The sequence below is a fragment of the Nocardia noduli genome (genome assembly GCF_019038455.1).
GTDB classification, from domain to species: Bacteria; Actinomycetota; Actinomycetes; order Mycobacteriales; family Mycobacteriaceae; genus Nocardia; species Nocardia noduli.
This window is the reverse complement of sequence record NZ_JAFMPL010000024.1, coordinates 45,628-68,112: the sequence shown is the minus strand read 5'-3', so window position 1 is coordinate 68,112 and position 22,485 is coordinate 45,628. Positions and strand designations below refer to the sequence as shown.

The window sequence follows — 22,485 nt, the reverse complement described above, 5'->3', positions numbered from 1 at the left end:
TCGGTGCAGAACATCACGCAGTTATCCGGGGACTGTTCGCGTGGTTCGTCGCAGAACATCGCGCACTCGGCCGGGACCGGGGTCGACACCGGGACATCGGGAGTCGAGGCCGAAGCCAGCAGCACGGCCGGAGCCATCACCGCAGCGAAGACGGAAGGGACAGCGATCGAGAGGACGGAGACCATCAGAAACCCCCAGCAGGGACAGCGACCGGCAGCATCGTTTGCACCGGACGCACGGGACGGACAGGAGCCACACGAACCGGGACCGGCGAGGCCACACGCACAGGAGCGTGTTCGGGTTCGGGAGCAGGAGACGCAGCGTCGAGGACTTCGGCCGGAACCGTCTCGTAGTCAACGGATTCCGGTGTATCGGCAGACTTGGCGTACTTCGCCGCGGTCCGAGCCGACACACCCAGTTCACGGGCGATCTCGGCATACTTCATGCCGCCGCGGTGCAACTCGACCGCGCGAGCCACCGTCTTCGGATCGGTACGAGTGGAGCGCTTCGGAGTCGGTGCCGCAGACACGGGTTCGGGTTCGATGACCGGGACCGGCACGGGATCGGCCGACACAGGATCGACCGCAACCTCACCGGCAACAGTCACCGGGACGGGCGCCGGGGCACGTTGCACCGTGCGGAACAACAGAGCCAGCCCGTGGGTGTCCGCCAGCAGGCTGATCGGTGCCACCGCCGCCACGATCGCCGCCGCCCACCCCGGCAACGGGTGACCCGAGGCCATCGCGTGAATACTGTTGCCCGCCACCGACACCGCGGCACCGATACCGAGTACGGCGAGGAAGAAGCGCTGCTCGCTGGTTTTGCTCGGCGAGACCAGCACGCCGAAGGTGGCGAGCAGGATGGTGCCGTCCACGATCAGCGGGAACAGCCACGCATCCGACTTCGGCACCCTGGCGAGCACGGCCAGGTCTTGCAGGGTGGTGAACGAGAGCCGGAACGCCGCGGCACCGACCGCGAGAATGATGACAGCGGCGGACCAGCGAGCCCACTTCATAGCCGTCGACTTGTGCTGATCCGCCGCGCTCATCACGCCGCCTTGACCAGCGACACCGGCCCCGACACCAAGGCGTCGTGTTCGGCCAGGATCGCGGGCAGGGATTTGGCCAGCTTGCGGGCATCGGCCATGCTCAACGTCACCGACGACGCACTGTGAAGCCCGAACTGGATACGGACCGACGCCGAGTAGTCGCCGCCGTTGTATTCGTAGGCGGGCCGATACTTCGCGGTCACCTCATCGACCGTCACGTCAGCACTCACGCTCGACCGGATCTGATACTCCGACATGATCACGCCGCCTTACCGGTCGAATTCGGACGGGAAACACCCGGATCGGCCGGAGCCTGCCGAGCACCGGAGGTGTCGCCCTTGATGCCGGTCGCGCGGACGTTGAAGCCGATCGACTTGAACTCCCCGGAACCGGCGACCTTCGGCTTGACCTGCAACCCCTCCAACTCGATCGGGGTCATGCCCCGAGCGATCGGCGCCGCAGCCGGAACCGGCACCACGTCGGCGACGAACATCACGTCGAAGCTGACGTTCTTCGCGCCCAGCGCGGTCGGATCGGTGACCGTGCCCTTCCACAGGCGCTTGCCGGTGCCGTTGCCGTCGTTGTCGACATCGATGCGCTGACGCTTCGGCGCATTCCGATCGGAGCTGAACTCCGTCACCGCGGTGATCTCACCCAACAGGAACAACCCATCCGGGAACGCCTCACCGAACTCCGGGGTGAACCACACATCCTTCAAAGCCATCGCTCTGCACTCCTTGAGAAAATCGCACCTGAGCTGCGCGGATTCTGCGCATACATAACAGCGTATACGCAACTACGTATACGCACAAGGTCTTGCGTATACGTAGAATCAAGAAGGGTTTACGGACGTGCGGTGAGCTGAGAATTTGCGTATACGCAGCGTCTATACTGAACATCGTTGTCGAAACGACGGGCACAACTCGGAGGGCACGCGCCATGACAGAACCGCAGTACGTTTCCATCGCAGGGGAGATCGCACAGAAGATCCGCAGCGGTGCACTGCCGGTCGGGACGCAGCTACCGAGCTACACCGAACTCGCCAAGACGCACGGTGTATCGGAGATCGTCATCCGCAGCGTGAAAGACCTTCTCGTACGCCAGGGACTCGTACGCACCGTCCAACGCCGAGGAATGTTCGTCGCCGACCAACCCAAGCTGGTTCGTATTGCGCCGGAGCGTCAGTGGGAGGACCCCGAGGTCACCTTCGGCAATGAGTCAGCGGGCGGACGTGAAGCCGTGACTATCCAGCGCGAAGAGTATCGGTTGCCCGCCGACGATGAACGCGCCTCGTTACTGCGGGTCGATGTCGGAACCGAGGTAATCCACACGGTGGTGAAAGCCACCGTCGAGGAGCGCCCTGTTTCGATCTCCGACAGCTACCAGCCGTCCGACGCGCCCGCGGTCAGCACAGCGGAAATCCTCGAGGAAACCGTCACCGATCGTTCAGCGGAACCCGCCCATGCGGAATGGCTGCGCATCGGCGCCAATGACCTCATCAAGGCAGTTCACCAACGGTTCCTCATGTCAGACGGACGAGTGCTGATGGTTTCTGACGTCTCGTATCCAAAGGACCGATACGGCTCCTTCGTGTTCCGAATGGCACTCGATCCGCAGGAGTGATCTTGCAGCAGAGGGGCCGTCGCCGAACAGGGGGACGGCCCCTCTGTATCAGCGCTTCCGTGTCCATCCTTGGGCAACGTCACCGAGGTTCCACCACGAGACGAACTGTTCGTCGACACTCGCCAAGGCCCAGCGTGCTGCCAGATCTTCGAAAAACTTGTCATCGCCAGTCTTGCCGCCCAGCGGCTCACCCACATAGATCAGCCGATGCCCGCCGCGAGACTCGAACTCTTCGAGCGCTGTAGACGCCATCGGATCGTTCCATCCGGGTGGCCAGCACAGAAACAGCACGCTGTCACCGTCGAGATCACGATCGAATCGGTCGAGGGGTTCGACCGGATACCACTCGTCTTCTTGTCCCTGGATCGCTGGGAATGACACGTTCGTGGTCGATCCCGGCGGTTCCGAGTCGTACGCACCGACCGGCACGTCGAGATCAGCGAGTTGCCGTGCCCAATAGCCGCGCCCCGCGCCAAGTTCGAACACCTTGTGCCCCTGGGAGAACTCACGCAGCCACCGCAGCGTCTCAGGAGCCGGTACCGCGTAGGCAAAGGTCGCCTGCAAGATCGTCTGCGCGAAACCGAGGCGTGCGCTTCCCTTTGAACTTCCGCCATCGATCCGCCGTCGTTGGCCGTCGCTTGTCACTGCGGGGGCAACGATGTCCCAGTACGGGTTGCGTGAGGCCGAGTCCCCTCCTGTCATGTAGTGCAGCAACCGAAGATCGAACGCACGGTCCGCAGCTTCATCCTCAGTGCCCGACAGCATCGGTGCGGTATCGAGATACTCTGCGACCTTGGGGAACTCGGCGTTCAATCTCGGCTCGTCCTCGAGCAGTGCCGCGAGTTCAGTCCGGCGTTCCGGCGTCAACACAAGCCCAGTCATGTCTTCATTCTCCGGGTGATCTCGCGTGCTACGAGAGTCGTTGCTGAATTTCGCTATATAGAGTCAAGAGCGCACCGACGGCGCTACGCGCCGCCGCCGCGCTACGACGCGCAGCGCGGCTCCCAAACAGCGGTCGCCGCGGCGCGTCGAGCGCGTCGGCAGCGCGATGGCCGTCGGTGCGCATTTGGTTCTCTTCGCGTGTTCTGGCATCCGCTTCGGCGACGTGGCATCACGCGGACTCTCCAGAGCTGGCCGCTTTTTCGTTCACCGAGCAGTGCTGGGCACTCCGACAGCCGTCCCCGACTTGCTCTCCCGCAGCTGTCCGCCCAATCCGCCGGCTACGCACGTGGGGCCTGGCTGTGGTCCGGTCATCGGAAGACTCGATACCAGGCTGACCTGCACGGATGAATTGCTGAACAAAAATCCAACATGGGACAGCCGGACGTGGCACCTTGTCGACGGGGGCATCGTGTGGTTGCGATATCCCTGCCTCCTCATGGCCGGATTGTCTGACCTCACTCGGACGAGTCAAGGGAAAGAGCGCCCTCGACACGACCGCCCTCAGCTCAGGGATGGCCAGGACGAGGAAGCAGGAGAAAGGAAGTCACCAGCAACGGTGCCAACACCGTCGTCCTCGTGATCGCAGGAGAACGACGAGAGCGAACGCACAGGCGGGTAGCCAGCCCCCGTCATGTGCACCTAACCCCGAACATAGCTGTATATAGCACGCGCCGTGCAATGCGGTGTCAAATGAGTTGACCGGCCGGATATGGTTTTGCCATGACAACGGAGACGGCTGATCCGGGGGAAGCCGAGGAGACGCTACCCGAGTGGGTCACAGCCCTGGGGATTGTGGACAAAGATTCCGCGATCGAACTTGCGAAATCTGCACACGAAAAGATCACTGCTGCCACCATGTCCGCGATCAGCGTCACCGATCAGTTGACAGTCTCCCATCTGGTTTTAATGGGAATGACCACCCGGGCGCAGTGTCTCGCGATGGCAACATCCGACGCCCTGGCCAGTGAGAATCCCTATTCGACGTTCACTCTATTGCGTTCTTATTTTGAGAATGCGGCAACACTGGTTTACGTGATTGATAAGCCTGGTCAGCTAGGTCAACTATGGGGAGACGGCGACGGTCACGGGATAAAGATTGGAAGGATAGTCAACCATTCGAGAACCAGATTCAAGCAGGGCAAACACATTTATGATCAGCTGAGCAAATATGCGCACCCGCATTCGATATCTATCGTGTCAGCGATGCAGATCGTCGAAGGCGGTCGATTCAACTGGAGCACAGGTCCGAGGTTCAAATCTCCGGAGGAGTTACTGCTTGCGGCGGCATGGTTGCTTGAACTAACTGATGCGACCGCGGGCCTGATCGCCGAGTTCTCGCGGCGATTCTTCCGTCCATCTCCGAATAGCCTTGGTAAAGCTAGTCTGCAAGATTGAAGTTGTGGCCAGTCACGATCCGGTTCGGTTCACATGTCCGCGGGGCGACGTGAATTGAACTGCTAGTCTGCCTCCGGAGTGGGCGGCTGGAGGCATGGGGCCTAGGCTATATCGTTACTAGGTCCTCGTTGCCGAGGCAGCGCACGGCCGAAATCAGGCTGGAGTGACACTAGGGTCCTTTTTAAGACGAGGCGCTCTTTATCGGGGTCTACATCCTCCTGAACAATGGCACGGACTCGCTGGCCGAGCAGGCCCATCGAGTCTTCTATAAGATTCTGAGGAACTGTTCCGCTCACCCGTTGAAGGTCATCCGTTTGTAGATCAAACCAACTGCGTACTGCGCTGGCGGTCTGCCACAAGCCCACATAATTGACCTCTACAGCTGTAAGTGACCGCTCCCTAATTAAGCTAGAAAGAGAGTGTGCATTAAGCGGAGTAAACGAGAATCGATCTTGGGGATCTACGCGGGAAGCAAAATCGATCGTGAATCCAGCATCGATACATCTTCTCGTTAACCGTGCGAGCTTACGCCAGCCATCTGAGCCAACCTCGTCGCGTTGAGTCGACATTGATTCCTCGGAAGTGGCAACCGATATTTGCCGTAGTACTCCCAAGACAGTGTTAAGAGCGGCATTGCTTGGCGATTGCACCTCAAGAAAGTTTGGAAGCAACTCCTGAGATTGATCCGTTCCGGGAATTGTTAACGTCTCATCCATTCCGGGAAGCGGCGCTACGAGATCGATCTGAATTGAGCCTGCAAGAACAGGACGTATTAGCAGACCTAGGCGCTTTCGGACTGCATCATTGATCGTCGCGGCGGGCTTAGTCAATCGTCCATTGGCCACCGCTACTACGGCATCGTTGAATTCGTATGCTGCACGAAGTACCTGGTAAGCAGGGGCTGTGTGGCCGGAGACTTCCCCATCATGAAACCGGGCAATGACACCGGGCCGGGCAGGCATCCACGCCTCGTGGACGAGATCACGAAGGCTATTGGCCGATCGGCGGGTAGCTTCAGCCATCCAATCGTCGTTCTCGTATCGACGCGAGGCGAGGGCTGCCAGTTCGCGGTCACGGGCGACCAACGCAGGGTCTATGTCCATGGCTTCACCTCCACGTAGCCCTTGCTAGTAGCTGCCCCGGTACCGCGGCAGCGTTGCCACCAATCATCCCAGTATCCGCGCGTAAGCAGATAGTCTCGGTGAGCCGGATGTGAGTCGGGCAGTTTCATGATGCCGAAGCCGTCGACCAACAGCGGTCGCCCTACATCCGGATGTACGACCGACTTCCACCGGTCTGTCGGATCGAACCAGTCCTTCCAGTCCGACGTTGGCTGCGACGTCGCACCGTCCACCACGGCCGTGACGTCGATGTCTCCGGGATTGAGTTTCGCAGACGTGAAGCTGCCATCAATCCAGTACGACAAGATCGTCAGCCCCCGACGCGCTTGCTGCCTTTGGTACTCCTCGACGTCCTCGAAAATCTGTCGTCGACGTGGCTCGTCAGGAAGACCGCTGACAAAGCGCTTCTCGAACTCTTCCGCAGTGCACGGCCAACGGCCCGGCGGCAAGACCTGGTAGCCGTCGTGGCCATCAACAAAATCTGGGAGCACCACTCTTCTCACCCCTCGGCCCCTTTCCTGAACATCACGACAATACGTGTCCAACGCCACATCGCGACCACTCTCGTGTCGCCACGCTGGTCGCGTCTCGGCAGCGTCAGTGCAGCTCTGACGGCAGATGTCACCGTGCTGTCACATGTCGCCGGTACGACCGTAGACACAGTCGTACTGTCATGGAGGTGTTTTGCCAGCTCGCGGATAACCACGGACCTCGATGTACCGACCGCCGCGATAGGTAGTCGATTTGAAAGCGAGCGCCGTCGCACAATCCGGAGTACTACTTGCACTCAGTCCGCAGCTGTCGCCTCAGCTGAATCTAGGCGCTTTTATCCGAGCTTGACCGGCTCCCAAACCTTTATGACGAAAGCACCCCTTCATAGCCATGGCATTCACTGGTCAGCAGCCCGACATCTGCCCTATTTAGATATCTATTCACGATGACGACTCCGTACATGTGCATACCATGCATTAGTCGCAGAAACAGATCAGGGCTCAGCGAAATTCGATGCCCAACTGCGTACCCTAGATGCGGGCAGCGTTCAACAAACCTAGCATCCGCGACCCCTGCGCGATGAGCCCATACATTTCGGATATGCTGAGCTTCATATATTGCATCTTTGATTTGTTTCGGAACGCCACCCTCCAACCCGACGAACTTAAGAAGCCTTTCGAATCGATCAACGCCGTGAGCGAGAGATGCGCTGGTATGACGACTAATCTCTTCCACGATAACCGCACTACGTGTGACATCGTCCTGAAGTAGGACTGCGGCGGGTATTTTGATTCCTTTGTAAATATCCGAACCCACCAACGAGGGATCAGATGCAATCATCCCTCGAAGAATATCCTCCACAAAACATTCCAAGGCACCCCATAATCCGAGCAGGCTATGTGCGTGGAGTGTCGGAAAACCGGCCTCAACTTCGTTCTTTGCGTAGGAGGCTTTTTGCTCGGCTTGCGAAATTTTCATTTCATCAAATTCCAGAATCCGATACATTTCAGGTGAATCTATGATGCGCGACAATCCTTCGTGCGTCAGATGAACGAGTATTTCTGTATCTGTAGTGTATTTCCCCCAGTTGGCCAGCGGCATCTTCAATGGAGATTCTGTCAAGTACAAATTTGGGTCATTCATACCCTGAAGTCCTCTAATTGCGTCAGTTGTGGATCAGACGACGTCAGTTGCCAGGCGCACTACATGAACCGGCGCGGCCAACAGAATCTCCCATACCGGAGGTCCACATTCAGGCGGAAGGTTTGACCGGTCGTAGTCCTCCGACTGCGACCAGTAGATACGGGCCATCTGGAGAGCGCTGTCCATCTTCGGATGAGTGTGCAGAAGCGACATGTCCGCGCGAAATCCTGGCAGATCAGTCTCGACCTCCCAAATCGTCCCGTCACCGCCGTCTAGAACCTGACACTGCTGGGCTTCCGCCAGGCTCTCGAATGCGAACATCGACTGGAACCGCGAAGGTGCACCGGAGAACTCGTTCAATCTCACCAGTTCCCATACCAACTCAAGACCCACACTTCGGTCCACGGCGAAATGATCGCTGCCGTCCAATCCCGGGATCTTGATTTCGAACGCTTCGTTGCGCAAGTACCAATCACCATGATGCGATACCCCACCAGGGAACCACGGCATTGATGACCCCCATAGTCCGACGGTCGCTCCTGCTTGTAGTCGGTTGCCCCGATCGATGTGGAAATACGTTGGCACCGACGTGCCCTGCCCTTCACTTCGGTTCACTGGCTAGGCCGTCTCCAGGCCGTCAGCAGTCAACTTAGGGCACTTGGGTGCACCTATCAACACCCCAGATCGCCGGGGCTATGCAGGGATTCGACAGCCCGCACACGGCACCTTGCTGACGGGCATCGTGTGGTTGCGGAACCCCTGCCTCCTCATGGCCCGATTGTCTGACCTCGCTCGGACGAGTCAAGGGAAAGAGCGCCCTTGACACGACCTCCCTCCGCTCAGGGATGGCCAGGACGAGGAAGCAGGGGAAGGGAAGTCGCCGGTATGTCCACGCTGACTCGGGGACAGGGCGGCAGGAAACACGACTCGCCGACTACTTTCCGACTACAAAGGCCCGATGATTCAACCAGACAACCGCAGACAACCACGTAGCGACTACCGGACTTGCGCTGATAGACGCAGGTTCGTAGAGACATCGGCGGACAACCGCAGAGCGCCGGAACAACCAAGAGGTTAGGGGTTCGAATCCCTTCGGGCGCACAAAGATCCGCCCTCGACCAGTGCAAACCGGTCGGGGGCGGATTCACGTTCGCGACCACTGGAGCCGAGTCGGTACTTTCCCCTCGCGCACGCCGCGCGCTACGTGCGATGGTGGTCCGACTCGAAGGCTCACGAGATTGCCGAGAACGCTGCTGATCGAGGATGATCGCCAGCCACAAGGTCTCGGGGAGCGGCCGTCACGCTCGAAAATGGTTGTCCCGGAGTCCGGCTCGGTTGATACGGTCCGACGTGGTCATGGTGTAGCTCAGTTGGTAGAGCGCCGCCCCTGCAAGTCGGAGGTCGCCGGTTCGATTCCGGCCTCCATGGCCTCGCTTCGGTGCCGGTTCCGACGACACTTCTGACGACAGTCGTTACGCCGTCCACTCAGCCGAGAGAAATCGGAGCGCCGCCTCCTGCCCTGGCGGTCTCCTCGTTGAACCGCTGGTATCGGGGATTGGTGATCTCCAGGTAGACGGCGGTTTCGCGATACAGCAGCGAGATGACGACCTTTTCCCGACGCCAGTAGTCGGCCTCGGCGCGCTCACCGGGTACGGGTGTGGACCTCGCTCCGAGTTCGGTGGTCAATCGGGTGGAGAATTCGCGGTGCAGGGTGGCCGGGAGTGGAGGGGAATCGTCCTCGCCACTTGCGGAAGAGGCGACCACGACTTCGAAATCGACGATCGACTCACCAGCGCCGCCGCATCGGTCGAGAAGTCGCGCATCGTCGGAGACGAAACACAGGGAGTCGAAGGCGAGGTCGGGGCGCAGGATGACGCCGCCGATCGCGTCTTCGTGGATGAATCCCATGTCGGCGACCATGGCGAAGCGCGGTACGTCGGCTTCGGTCCAGGTCCACGCGAATTCTGCTGCGATGCGGGCGATTCGGGCCGCGCCGTCGACATCTGCTCTCATGGCCCTACTTTTCCACGGCGGGTCGTAGCGCGAGAGTTCGTCGCGGGCTCGACCGATGATCACGCGTCGCGGGAGTCCGGCGGGGATTCAGAAGCGCTTCGGCTGCCCCCAGCGATTGCTCGGTCGGTCCGGCAAGGTTTCGCCGTCTTCGCGGGGTGCGACGGCCTCGGATGACGCGATGAAGTCCAGGAAGATCCACTGCCCGCCGGTTTCGACGGGGACTTCGATGCTGGCGATCCAGCGTCCGTCGGCCAGTCGGTGCCAGGCGCGTTGTCGGGCGGGCATTCGGCCGGACAGGTCGAGGCCGTATTTCGCGATGCGTGGCGAGACGTCGCGGCGGGGTGAGTCGGTGGGCAGGACGATGTCGATGTCGACGTAGATCGGTATGGGCGGGGAGTAGGGCCGCCAGACGTCCCGGTGTCGGTTATCGAACATATATTCGATTATGGGTGTTGATGATGCGTCATGCAAGTGTGGCGCGGCGGGGTGGGCGCGGCTGTCGTCCGATCGCAGGATATTCGGTGGCGACTTGCGCTGGAACCATCGTGTCGACGGATGTTCCACCCACTAGCCGTGAGGAAATGCGTTGGGTAAGTCAAGGATTCGGGTTCCCGGTATTCGCGATGCGGCAGTTGTCGCGGCGATGGCGGCGGCGGTGACACTCGCGGCGTGCGCCGGTGCGGCGGCGGCTCCGGGGACGGGGAGTGCGGGAGGTAGTGATGGTGGGAGCGGGACCGGAAGTAGTGGCGGTGGCAGCTTCGGTGACGGAACGGGGTCGTCGGCGCCGCAGACGCAGCAGTGCAATCAATCGACGAAATCCGGTGGTGCGGGGGTCACGTCCACCAATCACCAGATCGGTCGGACCGGGCCCACGTCGTTCGTGCTGAGCTACGAGACCTACGCGATCCCGGACAAGATCGAGGTGTTCTACCAGGGCGCGTTGATCCACAACACGGGGTACGTCGGTGACAACCTGAACCAGGGAACCGGGTCGGCGCTGGTCAACGTCCCGCCGGGGACGGCGACGTCGGTGGTGGTTCGGGTGACCGGGCCGAACAACACCGACTGGGACTACACGGTGAACTGCCCGCGCTGATCCCGGAGGTGAGCGGGGATCAGCGCCAGGCAGGCAGTTCGGGGAGGGGGCCGCGCAGGGAATCGCCGGGGTAGCGGCCGATGATCCAGGCGGCCAAGGCGTGGGCCGGACCGGTGACGGTGTGGGTGGGGGCGTCCGCGCCGATGGTGGCTTCGAAAGCGAGGTCGGTGGCCTCGACGGCGAAGGTCGCGCTGCCGGGGGGCGCGGCGGCGGACAGGTCGGCGGTGACCGAGGGCAGCAGGCGGGTGAGGAATTCCTCTGGCCAGTCGGCGGGGCGGTAGGCGACGCCGAGGTCGACGTGGTGGATCTCCACCTCCTGGAGCCGCATCCACGGGATATCGGTGGCGTGGATCTCGCGCCCGCCGCGAATGCGCACGGTGGTCGCCCACGCGGTGTCGGGCAGGGTGCGCGCCAGCGCCGCCAAGCGGGTCGCGGAGGCTTCGATATCGATGAGCTGTTCGGTGAGCGGGCGTGGCGCACCGGCCTCGATATCGAAATCGCGGATGAACTGGCTTGCGTACTGGGGGATCTCGACGCCGGTCTGCGCCCACAGCAGCAGGTTGACCAAGCTGTCGGCATTGCGGGCGAAATGGGCGAGCACGTGGCCCCTGGTCCATCCGGGCAGCAGCGACGGTTCGCCGACCGCGTCGCCCCCCATGGCCTTCACGCTGTCGACCAGGCGAGCGGTGGCCTCGGCGACCTGATCGATCAGCGCGAGTGGAGCGGCGGGTTCGGGCGTGGTCACCCCTGCGACCCTAGTCCGCGTGCGCGAACCGTTCGGCGGTTATTCGCCGACGATCGCGTCCGCTTCGATCTCGACCAGCAGGGCCGGTGTGATGAACGCGCTGACCTGATACATCGACGCCGCGGGCCGGATCGTGCCGAAGATCTCGCGGTGCGCTCGCGCGACCTCCGGCCAGCGGGCGATATCGGTGACGAAGATGCGGGTACGGACCACGTCGTCGAGATTCGCCCCGGCTTCGACGAGCGCACCGGCGATGCGGCGCAGCGCTTCACGGGTCTGTTCGGCGATATCGTCCCCGCCGACGGCGGTGCCGCCGGGTGCGGCGGCGGTGGTTCCGCTGACCGCGACGAAATCGCCGACGCGTACCGCTCGCGAATAGCCGACGACGTCCTCGAACTCGGATTCGGACGAGATCCTCAGGCGTTCAACCATGATCCGAGCATGGCACGACCGGTTGCCGATCGTTCACTTGTTTTTCGACTCGGCGTCGAATGCGCGCGGTAGGCATTGCTGGTGATAGCTCTCTCCGGTCCTCGCACCGTCCTCACCGCCGCGCTGCTGTGCGCGGGTCTGCTCGCCACCGGCTGCGGCGGCGGCGAGGACCCCGATTTCCGGACGGCACGGGATAAGCCGCTGGTGTTCACACTGGACGAGCTGACGACGGCGACCGGCGCGGGCGCGGTCCTCGGCGTCGAACTCGAACCCGAGCACGGCAGCCTGACCCGACAGCCCGATGGCGATTTCCGGTATACGCCCGTCGAGGGTTTCGAGGGCACCGATCAATTCCGGGTGACGACGTCCGACGCTGTCCGCCTGTACACCACCGATATTCCGGTGCTCGGCGAATACGGCGGCACCCAGGTGCAGGGCAGCGGTTTCGGTTCGGCGTGGACGCCGGTGCCCGGCAGCGCGAACGAGTTCTACGGCCTCACCGATCGCGGCCCGAACGTCGACGGTCCCGGCAAGAACGAAAAGCTCGCGCCGGTGGCGGATTTCGTGCCGAAGATCGGCCGGTTCCGGCTGGATGGCACCCGTGCGGTGCTGGTGTCGACCATCGACCTGCGGACGCCGAGCGGTATTCCGTTCAACGGACAGGTCGATACCTCCGCGAGTACCGGGGAAACAATTCGTGATCTCGACGGGCGAATTCTTCCCGCCACCGATCACGGTATCGATCCCGAAGGGTTGGTCGCCCTTGCCGACGGCACGTTCTGGGTGTCGGACGAATACGGGCCTTTCCTGGTGCATTTCGACGCGAAGGGCACCGAGATCGAGCGGCTGTCTCCGGGGAAAGGGTTACCCGCCGAGATCGCGCTGCGTACCCCGAATCAGGGAATGGAAGGACTCACGGTCACCCCTGACGGCGGCACGCTGGTCGGCATCGTGCAGAGCGGTCTGAATACCCCGGGGCTTGCGGGCTCGGCGAAGGACGTCCCGATGACGCGCATCGTCACCGTCGACCTGAAAACCAAGGCGCTCTCCGAATTCGTCTACCCCCTGGAGAATCCCGCGCAGACCAAGGTCGCGGTATCGGAGATCACCGCGCTGAACGCGACCACATTCCTGGTCGACGAACGCGACGGCAATATCGCCCCGAATTCGAACAAGAAGATCTGGACCGTGGATATCTCCGGCGCCACCGATATCGGCCCGCGCTCCTCGGTGCCGGGCACCCGATACGATCCGGCCCGCGGCGGCCTGCTCGTGGCGGACAAACCGTTGGAGACGCTGGTCGGTGCAGTGTCGACGAGCGGTGGACAGTCGACGAGCAGTGGACAGTCGACGAGCAGTGGACAGTCGACGAGCGACGGGGTGGCCGCTCTGCGCGGCGCGGGTATCACGCCCGTCGCGAAATCCGCCGCACTCGATCTGAGTGCTCTGGTCACCGCGTTGGACGCGCAAGGAAGGTTCTTCGGTCACGACAAGATCGAGGGCGTCGCGACGCTGGACGGTGGTAAGACCCTCTACATCGCCAACGACAGCGATTTCGGGCTCGCCGGTAGTTCGGGAGCGCAGCCGCCGTTCGGGCTGAAGCCCAAGACGCTGCCGAACGGCAGGCAGGACACCGGGGAGATCCTCGTCGTCGACACCACGAGACTGCCCGCGGCGGTCGGCGGGCACACGGTCCGGATCAGCGTCGGCTGACCGGTTCGGTCCACTCCCGCGCCTCCAGTACGACCGCTGCCGCCAGCGTGATCAGCCACAGCGACATGCATCCGACCTGGATGCGCTGGGCGATACCGAGGGCGTAATCGCCGGTCAGGTTGTCGGCGACCAGCATCCACACGGTCGCCGACGCACCGACCACCAGGATCACCACGCCCGCCTCCCGCAGGATCCGCCAGCGGTGGTAGCGGTAGGCGGCCACGGTGAACGCGAAGACCGCGACCGCGATCGAGGTGACGGCGAGCGTGCTCGTCAGCGCGTGGGGCTGATGCAGTTGGGGGAACAGGCCGCCGCCGCAGTCCTCGCCCGGGGCGCAGTCGTGCAGCGGCATCAGCACGTCGGCGATGGTCGACGCGCCGAAGCACAGCAGCGCGATCCAGCCGACGGTGGTCAGCGCGCGCCGGGGAAAGAGCAGCAGTCCGCCGATCGCGGCGGGAACGAGCAACGCGCCGACGATTTTATCGGCGGTCGAGAATATTTCTCGATACGGCTTACCTTCGGCGTCGAGTTCGCTGAGGAAGGTATTCACCGAATCCACATCGATGGGTAACGCGAATTCGAGCACCCACGAGGAATAACAAAGTCCGGCGACAGCGATCGCGGCCGCGATGAACCACGACCCCGCACGTGCTCGTCGTTCCGCGATCCCCGGGTTGTCGGTCACTCGTACATTGTCCGCCGCGGCACGTTCGCGACGGCAGACCACCCGACCGCGATTCCTTGCCGAGTTATCGGTTCGTACGGCATTACCATCGGAAACACAGCGTCCTATCAGGTTGGCCACCGAGGGTGGAGAGTACGCAACCGAGGAGGTCTCATGATCGGATTCGCGACAGCCGTCACCGGCTTCGCCATGATGGCGGCGATAGCGGCGTCCGGCTATCTGGCGGCACACGCGCCACGTCATCTTGTTCGAGTACGCCACCGGTGACGTTCAATTCTCCAGCGCGGTCTGTACCCGGTCCGCGGCCGCCGCGGCGTCTTCGTGTTCCCAGATACGCACGACATGCCAGCCCGCCGCCGTCAATTCCGCGTCGGTCGCTCGATCTCGGGTGACGTTTCCGGCCAATTTCGCCGCCCACCACTGCGCGTTGTTCTTCGGATCGGTGGCGTGCTCGGGGCAGCGGTGCCAGAAACAACCGTCGACGTAGACCGCGACCCGCAGCCTCGGGAAGACCACATCGGCCCGGCGGCGTTGACCGGCCAGCGGCGCGCGGTCCACGAAATAGCGCAGGCCGCGCCGGTGCAGTTCGCGACGTAATGCCAGTTCGGGCTTGGTGCCGGTCCGTCGTTGCCGTGACATCCGCGCGCTGGTGGCGGCATCGGTGGGCGGACGTTCGGTCATGCCGCCCAGCCGCCCATCCGGTCGAGATGGCTTTCCACGTCGTCGAGGAATCCCGGCGGGAACCGCAGCCTGCCCATTCCGGTGCGACGCAGGAATCCCGCCGTCGCCCGTGCCGAGAGCAGCCGGGAATCGGTCAGGAAATTCTTCAGGTCCTCGTACGGTTCGTGCACCGGCCAGGTCGAGACCACGGCCCGCTGGGTGACCCCGTTGTGCCCCCACGCCGCCACCGGCCACGGCGCTCCCGGGGCGAGCGGCAGATATTCCGGCGTCGTTCCGTCCGGCGCGGCCAGGCGCGAGCCGACCCAGTCGGCCATCCTGACACTCACCGCGTTACCGACCAGCTTCCAGCGGTGGCCCTGGCGCACACCGGCCGCGGTGACCGCGGGCGCGGTCCAGCCGGGGGCGAAACCCTGGAGTCGTTCGGTGTCGGCGATGCCGGGGGTGACCAGTTCGCCCGACGGCAGCCGCACCGCTGGCGGGCTCGCGATGCCGAGCGCGGAACCGCCTTTGAGCGTCGGCACCGCGTTGACCGCCCAGCCGAGCCCGCGCACACCCTCGGTCCAGTAGAAGCCGCACGGATCCTGTTCCTGGTCACCGATTTCCAGCGCTCCGGCGTCCGCGCCGAACAGTACCGGCCGTGGGTCCTCGGTGCGTGAGGCCAGCATCAGGACCCGCTGCCTGCGCTGTGGCAGCCCGAACGCCCTCGCGTCGACCACCCGGTAGGCCCAGGTGTAACCGAGCTCCTCCAGCGCGATCGTGATGTGCCGCATCGCAGCCCCCCGGCCCAGTTGCAGCATGAAGGGGACGTTCTCGATCAGCAGCCAGCGTGGTCCGCGTTTGCGGCGCACCAGGCGGAACACCTCGTCGACCAGTCCGGACCTCGGCCCGGTGATGCCGGCGGTGCGTCCGGCCTGCGACAGGTCCTGGCACGGGAAACCGGCCGCGACCAGCTCGGTTCGGGCCGGGATCGCGCGCAGCCTGGTGACATCGGTATGCAGTTCGACGTCGGGAAAGTGGTGGGTGAGCACCGCGCGGGCGCCCGGATCGATCTCGCAGAGCAGTTCGGTGTGCCAGCCGTGGTGTGCCAGGCCGAGTTCGAGTCCGCCGATCCCGGCGAACAACCCGACCATCCGCCCCGTCACCGTCAACCCCTTCTGCGTCTCGCGAACCCACGATGGGAGCCGAGACTACTCGAGTCACGGCGGTCGTGAATACCGCCCTGGGGTGGCGCGAACCGAGTTCGCGTGTCATGCTGCGGATCAGCTCTGCCTCCCCGATAATGCCAATCGGCCGTATTTCGAATGCGGCTTCTCGACGGTAGGGGCGGTTTCTCTCGCCTTGCTCTGTGGTTGTCCCGACGGTTTGACTCCCGACGCGCTCATCGCGTCGACGCGCAGTTCCCGGATCCATCCAAGCGAAGCCAGGAAAGCGAGCCATCGAATGCAGATTCCGTCCACCACCCGCGGGGATTTTCCCAGCGTGGTCGTCACGAGCCTTGCGGCGACGACGTCCATCGCGGGCGATGTCGACTCGACCTGGAAGGGACTGCTCAACGGCGAAAGCGGCATCGACATCCTGGAGGACTCCTTCATCGACCAGTTCGAGCTGCCGGTGCGCATCGGCGGACATCTGAAGGTGCCGCCCGCCGCGAGCCTGACCCCGGCGGAAACCCGCAGGTTGGCCTATGTGGAGCAGATGGCGACGGTGCTCGGCCGTGAGGTGTGGCGCAACGCGGGCAGTCCCGAGGTGGACACCGAACGGCTCGGCGTCTCGATCGGCACCGGACTCGGCGGCGCCGAGGCCATCATCGACGCGCGGGACAAACTGGCCAACGGCGGATACCGCAAGGTGTCGCCGCTGACCGTGCAGGCGATCATGCCCAATGGCGCCGCGGCGTGCGTTTCGGTCGACCTCGGCGCGAAAGGTGGCGTGGCTACACCGGTTTCGGCCTGTTCATCGGGTTCTGAGGCCATCGCCAACGCGTGGAAGATGATCGTGATGGGTGATGCCGACATGGTCGTCGCCGGCGGGGTCGAGGGGTCGATCCAGGCGATCGCCATCGCGGCGTTCACCATGATGCGCGCGATGAGCATGCGCAACGACGACCCGAAATCCGCGTCCCGCCCGTTCGACGTCGATCGCGACGGCTTCGTCTTCGGCGAGGCGGGCGCGATGATGGTCATCGAGACCGAGGAACACGCCAAGGCGCGCGGCGCGACCATCCACGCCAGGCTGATGGGCGCGGGCGTCACCTCCGACGGCTTCCACCTGGTCGCCCCCGATCCGGAAGGGACGGGGGCCGCGCGCGCCATGACGAGGGCCATCGAGACCGCCGGGCTGACCAGGCACGATATCGGTCATATCAACGCACACGCCACCGCCACCCCGATCGGCGACACCGCCGAGGCCAGGGCGATCGCCAAGGCCATCGGCAATCACGCGTCGGTCTACGCGCCCAAGTCGGCGCTCGGCCATTCGATCGGCGCGGTCGGCGCGCTGGAATCGGTGCTCACCGTGCTGAGCATCCGCGACGGCGTGGTCCCGCCCACCTTGAATCTCGACAACCAGGATCCCGAGATCGATCTCGATATCGTGCGAGGTCAGGCGCGGCCGGGGCAGATCGATTACGCGGTGAACAACTCCTTCGGCTTCGGCGGTCACAACGTCGCGTTGGCCTTCGGCAGGTACTGAGTGATGCCGGGAGGGTATGAAGGCCGGTCTCGGACCTGCTAATCTTCCCGGCGCTCCAGTGTCGTTCTGTGTTCGGTGTCACTGCACGCCTCGCGCGTGCGTTGGATAAAGGATATGGCGAATGATCGGCGAGACCTTTGACGATTACGTGGACCAAAAGGGCAAGATCAAGATTCCGGGTGACCAGACCCTCATCGATTTCGTGGACAAGCACAGTACGCAGAACGGGGAGGGTCTCGCGTACCGCTACATCGACTACTCCCGGGAAGTCGACGGTGAATACCAGGATCTGACCTGGCGAGAGTTCGGAATCCGGCTGCGCGCGGTGGCGGCTCGGCTGCAACAGGTCACGAGTCCGGGGGACCGGGTGGCGATCCTGGCCCCGCAGGGCCTGGATTACGTCATCTCGATCTTCGCCGCGGTCTACGCGGGCAATATCGCGGTCCCGCTGTTCGACCCGGACGAGCAGGGACATACCGATCGACTGCGCACCGTTCTCGACGATTGCTCCCCGGCGGCGATCCTGACCGTTTCCACGGCGGCGGCGGGAGTTCGCGAGTTCTTCCGGCACCTGCCCGCGTCGCAGCGCCCGCGCATCATCGCCGTCGACGCGATTCCCGACAGTGTCGGCGCGCAGTGGTTCCGTCCGGATATCAAGATCGACGACGTGGCCTACCTGCAATACACGTCGGGATCGACCCGGTCACCGGCCGGTGTCGAGATCACCCACCGCGCGGTCGGCACCAATCTGCTCCAGATGATCGATGCCATCGGTGTCACCGAGAATTCTCGCGGGGTCACCTGGTTGCCGCTGTTCCACGACATGGGACTGCTGTGCGTGATCCTGCCGACCATCGGCGGCGGCTACATCACGATCATGTCGCCGAGCGCCTTCGTCCGGCGTCCCTACCGGTGGATCAAGGAACTGGCCGCGGTATCCGACGGAGCCGGAACATTCGCCGCCGCACCCAATTTCGCGTTCGAACACGCCGCGGCGCGTGGGCTCCCGAAGAACGGCGACGAACTCGATCTGTCGAATGTGATCGGGTTGATCAACGGCAGCGAGCCGGTGTCGATGTCGTCGATCAACAAATTCAACGACGCCTTCGCCCCCTACGGGCTGCCGAGGAGCGCGATCAAACCCTGCTACGGCATGGCCGAGGCGACGCTGTTCGTCTCCGCGACGAAGAGTTCCGACGAGGCGCGAGTCGTCCACGTGGACCGCGCGGAATTGAACGCGGGCCGCATGGTCGAGGTCGACCAGGGCGTCGAGAACGCCATCGCCCAGGTGTCCTGCGGATATGTGGCGCACTCGCAGTGGGCGGTCATCGTCGATACCGAGCACGGCGCCGAACAACCCGACGGCGCGGTCGGGGAGATCTGGCTGCACGGCGACAATATGGGCATCGGGTACTGGGGGCGCGCCGAGGAGAGCGCGGAAACCTTCCACAACACGCTGATCTGTCGGCTGCCCGAGAACAGTCACGCCGAGGGCACCGACCCCGGCGCCAAATGGATGCGCACCGGCGATTACGGCGCCTACCTCGACGGCGAGCTCTACATCACCGGCCGGGTGAAGGATCTGGTGATCGTCGACGGGCGCAACCACTACCCGCAGGATCTGGAATTCTCGGCGCAGGAGGCGAATTCGGCACTGCGGCCGGGGTTCGTCGCCGCCTTCTCGGTGCCCGCCAACCAGCTGCCCGCCGAAGTCTTCGCCCAGGGCTCGCATTCGGGCCTGCGCTTCGACGCCGAGGACACCTCCGAACAGCTGGTTGTGGTCGCCGAACGTGGCACCGGCGCGGGCAAGATCGATCCGGAGCCGGTCGCCGATATCGTGCGCGCCGCCATCGCCCAGCGTCACGGTGTCACGGTGCGCGATCTGCTTCTCGTCCCCGCCGGATCGATTCCGCGGACATCGAGCGGAAAGATCGCGCGACGCGCCTGCCGGGCCGCCTATCTCGAAGGCACCCTGCGCGGCGGGTACCAGCAGCAGGCGTTTCCCGACACGGTGGAGGTGGAGCGCGCCGGGGTGCGGTAGTTCCCGGCGTCGCATCGGTTGTGCGACGGGGGATTTCACGGGAGCGGGTTCGCATGCGGCCCGGTGAGCGGGTCTTCCGCCCACCGGGCTGTTGTGTCTCCGAGAGTTCGTGTCACGCCGATACCGGCCTCAGCGGACAATCGCTCAGCCAGAATGCGCAATCCTGTCGGTGCGCGTCGACTCTGTCCGCTGCGGCCGGTGCCAACCATTCCGCAACCGCCACCTACAGCCGGGTCTCTCCGTCGGCAGTGAACTCCCTGACATCCGCGCCGACGATCTGCCCGTCCAGATCACCCGACGTGCCCGCGCCACGGAACGCGTCGACCTCGGCCCGGCCGACCCAACGTTCGAAGACGTTCACGCGGTCCGGATCGACCAGATCGGGGCCGATGCCGAAGTCGAGACAGCCGGGCGCCGCGCGGGCCAGCTCGACCACCTCGCGGCATTGCTCGAGATATCGATCACGGTCGATGACCTTCAGATGTCCGGCGACGATGAGCACCTTCGCAGTGTATTGCCTGTTCGCTGGGTTACCGATGCACCCAAAACCGCTTGGTCGGTGTGGCCGCTGATGCCATCCTGGAAAGTCGGGCTCCTGTGCGAGTTTCGCCGGGCGCCTCGTTCTTCCATGTGACGAACCAGGAATCAGCAGGGGGACCATTGTCTGTCGCAACGCGGTTGCAGTCCACTGAACCGGACACCGATTTACCCGAGCGGCCCGCCGTCCCAGCGTCGGGCCGCCTGCACTCACTGCGGCGTTTCTGGCCGTATCTGCGTCCGCATCGCACGGTTCTGGTGTGGGCGACCGTGCTCGCGGTGCTGTCGACGCTGACGGCCATCGTGATCCCCCTGATGATCGCCCGGATCATCGACGGGCCGATCGCGCATCGAGATTTCCCCGCCATCGCGGGTCCGGTCGCGCTGGTCGGCGTGCTCGGTGTGCTGGAAGCCGTGGGGATCTGGGGCAGGCGATGGCTGATCGCCGTGCCCGCCACCGAATTCGAGATCACCATGCGCGCCAAGATCTATCGCAAGTTGCAGTCCTTGGCGATCGGCAGGCACGACGCCTGGGAATCCGGGCAATTGCTCTCGCGCGCCGTCGACGATCTGGCCACGATGCGCCGCTTCGTCGCGTTCGCCGGGCCGTTCATGTGTATCCATATCGTCGTCATTCCGGTGGGTCTGCTGACGCTGATCGCGCTGAGCTGGCAGGTCGGCCTGATTTTCACCCTGATCTCGATCCCGGTGTCCGCCATCTGTTTTCGGTTCGTCCGTCGCTACGAGGTGGCTTCGCGTCGCTCGCAGGACCAATCGGGTGACCTGGCGACGACGGCGCAGGAATCCGCGCAGGGCGTGCGGGTGCTCAAGGCGTTCGGGCGCGGCGCGTACTTCGGCACCCGGTTCACCGCTCAGTCGCGGAAGCTGCGACAGACCGAACTGCTCAAGGTCCAGCTGGACTCGGTGCTGTGGTCGGCGATGCGCGGTCTGCCGCAGCTGGCCATCGCGTTCGCGCTCGGATACGGCGGGTACGCGGTGGCGCACGGCACCATGACTCTGGGCACCCTGGTCGCGGGCATCACCCTCGCGACCTTCCTCCAGTGGCCCTTCATCTGGACGGGGTTCCTGCTCGCCGAACTGAACGACGCGCGCACCGCGGCCGATCGCTACTGGGAGATCATCGATACGCCGGTGGATATCGCCGATCCGGTCGATCCGGTTCGGCTGCCCGAGCGGATCGCCGGTGAATTGCGGCTGGACAAGGTGGGTTTCGCCTTTCCGCGCACCGGGGACGGCGCTCGCGAACCGGAGGACCGGGTACTGCGCGATGTCACGCTCCGGGTGCGTCCCGGTGAGACGGTGGCGCTGGTCGGGGCGACGGGCAGCGGGAAGACGGCGCTGCTCAACCTGATTCCGCGTCTATACGACGTGTCGAGCGGTGCCGTCACCATCGACGGTATCGATGTCGCGTCGATGCGGTTGGCGGATCTGCGTTCGCTGGTGACGGTCGCGTTCGAGGATCCGGTGTTGTTCTCGGCGAGCGTGCGCGAAAATGTCGCGCTCGGCGATCCCGAGGCCACCGACGCCGATGTGCTTCGCGCGCTCGATGTCGCGCAGGCCACCGACTTCGTGAACGACCTGCCGTGGGGGCTCGACACCAGGATCGGCGAGCAGGGCCTGAGCCTTTCCGGCGGACAACGTCAGCGTCTCGCCCTGGCCCGCGCGGTCCTGACCAGCGAGAGCGCGAGTCAGCGAACGAGAATCATGGTGCTCGACGACCCGCTGTCGGCATTGGACGTGGAAACCGAGGAGCGGGTGCAGGAACGGCTGCGCACCGTGCTCGCCGGGGCGACGACCCTGCTGGTCGCGCACCGTCCGTCGACCGCGTCGCTCGCCGATCGGGTGGCGGTGCTGGCCGACGGTCGCATCACCGCCGAGGGCACCCACGAACAGTTGTTGCGCACCAGCGCCCACTACCGGGAATTGATGGGCGGCACATCCGATCCCGTGGACGCGGCGGTCCGCGCGCAGTCGAGTACTCGATCGGAGGCGGACGCGTGAGCACGAGCGATACCGCGCGACAGGACGGGAAAGCCCCTCGCGATCCGGCCGAGGACGACACAGCC

General features: G+C 63.9%; 23 protein-coding genes and 1 tRNA gene. 8 read left to right on the top strand and 16 right to left on the bottom strand.

From position 1 onward, the window contains the following. Positions 1 to 184: 184 nt before the first annotated feature. Genes JZ792_RS16270 through JZ792_RS16260 form a run of 3 tightly spaced genes read right to left on the bottom strand, consistent with a single transcriptional unit; the run spans position 185 to position 1,772 of the window. Positions 185 to 1,048: a DUF2637 domain-containing protein gene (locus tag JZ792_RS16270; protein ID WP_254189900.1), complete on the bottom strand. Its 864-nt coding sequence runs from the start codon at positions 1,046 to 1,048 to the stop codon at positions 185 to 187. Further along, positions 1,048 to 1,305: a hypothetical protein gene (locus tag JZ792_RS16265; RefSeq protein WP_216911301.1), complete on the bottom strand. Its 258-nt coding sequence runs from the start codon at positions 1,303 to 1,305 to the stop codon at positions 1,048 to 1,050. The genes JZ792_RS16270 and JZ792_RS16265 overlap by 1 nt, the downstream gene beginning before the upstream one ends. Before the next feature lie 2 nt (positions 1,306 to 1,307). After that, on the bottom strand, positions 1,308 to 1,772 hold the full coding sequence (locus JZ792_RS16260; protein WP_216911300.1) for a hypothetical protein: 465 nt from the start codon (positions 1,770 to 1,772) through the stop codon (positions 1,308 to 1,310). 215 nt (positions 1,773 to 1,987) lie between these two features. On the opposite strand from JZ792_RS16260, the gene JZ792_RS16255 reads away from it, so the two are divergent. Then, positions 1,988 to 2,671 carry a GntR family transcriptional regulator gene (locus JZ792_RS16255; protein WP_216911299.1) on the top strand — a complete coding sequence of 228 codons (684 nt, stop codon included), beginning with the start codon at positions 1,988 to 1,990 and terminating at the stop codon, positions 2,669 to 2,671. A gap of 48 nt (positions 2,672 to 2,719) precedes the next feature. On the opposite strand, the gene JZ792_RS16250 is transcribed toward JZ792_RS16255, so the two are convergent. Continuing rightward, the gene (locus JZ792_RS16250) at positions 2,720 to 3,553 is read right to left on the bottom strand and encodes a hypothetical protein (RefSeq protein WP_216911298.1); all 834 of its coding nucleotides are present in this window, start codon (positions 3,551 to 3,553) and stop codon (positions 2,720 to 2,722) included. 780 nt (positions 3,554 to 4,333) lie between these two features. Between JZ792_RS16250 and JZ792_RS16245 the strand changes: the two genes are divergently transcribed. Then, positions 4,334 to 5,008, top strand: a complete 675-nt coding sequence (locus JZ792_RS16245) for a hypothetical protein (protein WP_216911297.1) — start codon at positions 4,334 to 4,336, stop codon at positions 5,006 to 5,008. 101 nt (positions 5,009 to 5,109) lie between these two features. Here JZ792_RS16245 and JZ792_RS16240 read toward each other — a convergent pair whose 3' ends face one another. The 4 genes from JZ792_RS16240 to JZ792_RS16225 all read right to left on the bottom strand — a co-directional run bounded on the left by JZ792_RS16240 (position 5,110) and on the right by JZ792_RS16225 (position 8,229). After that, positions 5,110 to 6,111, bottom strand: coding sequence for a hypothetical protein (locus JZ792_RS16240; protein ID WP_216911296.1), 1,002 nt, complete (start codon positions 6,109 to 6,111; stop codon positions 5,110 to 5,112). Further along, positions 6,102 to 6,623: a DUF6932 family protein gene (locus tag JZ792_RS16235; RefSeq protein ID WP_216911295.1), complete on the bottom strand. Its 522-nt coding sequence runs from the start codon at positions 6,621 to 6,623 to the stop codon at positions 6,102 to 6,104. The genes JZ792_RS16240 and JZ792_RS16235 overlap by 10 nt, the downstream gene beginning before the upstream one ends. 361 nt (positions 6,624 to 6,984) lie before the next feature. Continuing rightward, on the bottom strand, positions 6,985 to 7,764 hold the full coding sequence (locus JZ792_RS16230) for a hypothetical protein (RefSeq protein WP_216911294.1): 780 nt from the start codon (positions 7,762 to 7,764) through the stop codon (positions 6,985 to 6,987). A gap of 33 nt (positions 7,765 to 7,797) precedes the next feature. Continuing rightward, positions 7,798 to 8,229 (bottom strand): DUF2441 domain-containing protein, encoded by a 432-nt coding sequence (locus JZ792_RS16225; RefSeq protein WP_216911293.1) that lies wholly within the window; start codon positions 8,227 to 8,229, stop codon positions 7,798 to 7,800. An 890-nt stretch (positions 8,230 to 9,119) separates the two neighbouring features. Between JZ792_RS16225 and JZ792_RS16220 the strand changes: the two genes are divergently transcribed. Then, a tRNA-Ala gene (locus JZ792_RS16220) sits at positions 9,120 to 9,192 on the top strand. Positions 9,193 to 9,249: 57 nt separating this feature from the next. Here the strand turns inward: JZ792_RS16220 and JZ792_RS16215 are convergent. Next, positions 9,250 to 9,777 (bottom strand): DUF6301 family protein, encoded by a 528-nt coding sequence (locus JZ792_RS16215; protein ID WP_216911292.1) that lies wholly within the window; start codon positions 9,775 to 9,777, stop codon positions 9,250 to 9,252. Between the two features lie 87 nt (positions 9,778 to 9,864). Beyond that, positions 9,865 to 10,212: a hypothetical protein gene (locus JZ792_RS16210; protein ID WP_216911291.1), complete on the bottom strand. Its 348-nt coding sequence runs from the start codon at positions 10,210 to 10,212 to the stop codon at positions 9,865 to 9,867. Positions 10,213 to 10,420: 208 nt separating this feature from the next. Here JZ792_RS16210 and JZ792_RS16205 point away from each other — a divergent pair, with 208 nt between their 5' ends. After that, a complete protein-coding gene (locus JZ792_RS16205; protein WP_216911327.1) occupies positions 10,421 to 10,873 on the top strand; it encodes a hypothetical protein in 453 nt (150 codons plus the stop codon). Positions 10,874 to 10,892: 19 nt separating this feature from the next. On the opposite strand, the gene JZ792_RS16200 is transcribed toward JZ792_RS16205, so the two are convergent. Continuing rightward, positions 10,893 to 11,618, bottom strand: coding sequence for a maleylpyruvate isomerase family mycothiol-dependent enzyme (locus JZ792_RS16200; RefSeq protein WP_216911290.1), 726 nt, complete (start codon positions 11,616 to 11,618; stop codon positions 10,893 to 10,895). A gap of 39 nt (positions 11,619 to 11,657) precedes the next feature. Further along, complete coding sequence (locus JZ792_RS16195) at positions 11,658 to 12,050, bottom strand: RidA family protein (RefSeq protein WP_216911289.1); 393 nt, start codon at positions 12,048 to 12,050, stop codon at positions 11,658 to 11,660. 81 nt (positions 12,051 to 12,131) lie between these two features. Between JZ792_RS16195 and JZ792_RS16190 the strand changes: the two genes are divergently transcribed. Further along, a complete protein-coding gene (locus tag JZ792_RS16190; RefSeq protein ID WP_308165323.1) occupies positions 12,132 to 13,763 on the top strand; it encodes an esterase-like activity of phytase family protein in 1,632 nt (543 codons plus the stop codon). Here JZ792_RS16190 and JZ792_RS16185 read toward each other — a convergent pair. The 3 genes from JZ792_RS16185 to JZ792_RS16175 form a co-directional block, all read right to left on the bottom strand. Further along, positions 13,750 to 14,448, bottom strand: a complete 699-nt coding sequence (locus tag JZ792_RS16185; RefSeq protein ID WP_308165322.1) for a DUF998 domain-containing protein — start codon at positions 14,446 to 14,448, stop codon at positions 13,750 to 13,752. The two genes, JZ792_RS16190 and JZ792_RS16185, sit on opposite strands and share 14 nt — an antisense overlap. 270 nt (positions 14,449 to 14,718) lie before the next feature. After that, entirely contained in the window at positions 14,719 to 15,129 is a 411-nt protein-coding gene (locus JZ792_RS16180) for a very short patch repair endonuclease (RefSeq protein ID WP_216911287.1), read from the bottom strand. Continuing rightward, positions 15,126 to 16,259: a DNA cytosine methyltransferase gene (locus JZ792_RS16175; RefSeq protein ID WP_216911325.1), complete on the bottom strand. Its 1,134-nt coding sequence runs from the start codon at positions 16,257 to 16,259 to the stop codon at positions 15,126 to 15,128. Before JZ792_RS16175 ends, JZ792_RS16180 begins: the two co-directional genes overlap by 4 nt. 310 nt (positions 16,260 to 16,569) lie before the next feature. Here JZ792_RS16175 and JZ792_RS16170 point away from each other — a divergent pair, with 310 nt between their 5' ends. Both JZ792_RS16170 and fadD32 read left to right on the top strand, forming a co-directional pair. Next, positions 16,570 to 17,820, top strand: a complete 1,251-nt coding sequence (locus tag JZ792_RS16170; RefSeq protein ID WP_216911286.1) for a KasA/KasB family beta-ketoacyl-ACP synthase — start codon at positions 16,570 to 16,572, stop codon at positions 17,818 to 17,820. Between the two features lie 121 nt (positions 17,821 to 17,941). Continuing rightward, on the top strand, positions 17,942 to 19,861 hold the full coding sequence (gene fadD32, locus JZ792_RS16165; RefSeq protein ID WP_216911285.1) for a long-chain-fatty-acid--AMP ligase FadD32: 1,920 nt from the start codon (positions 17,942 to 17,944) through the stop codon (positions 19,859 to 19,861). Between the two features lie 223 nt (positions 19,862 to 20,084). On the opposite strand, the gene JZ792_RS16160 is transcribed toward fadD32, so the two are convergent. Beyond that, positions 20,085 to 20,363, bottom strand: coding sequence for a putative quinol monooxygenase (locus JZ792_RS16160; protein WP_216911284.1), 279 nt, complete (start codon positions 20,361 to 20,363; stop codon positions 20,085 to 20,087). Between the two features lie 158 nt (positions 20,364 to 20,521). On the opposite strand from JZ792_RS16160, the gene JZ792_RS16155 reads away from it, so the two are divergent. Then, positions 20,522 to 22,420 carry an ABC transporter ATP-binding protein gene (locus JZ792_RS16155; protein ID WP_216911283.1) on the top strand — a complete coding sequence of 633 codons (1,899 nt, stop codon included), beginning with the start codon at positions 20,522 to 20,524 and terminating at the stop codon, positions 22,418 to 22,420. The last annotated feature ends 65 nt before the right edge of the window (positions 22,421 to 22,485 follow it).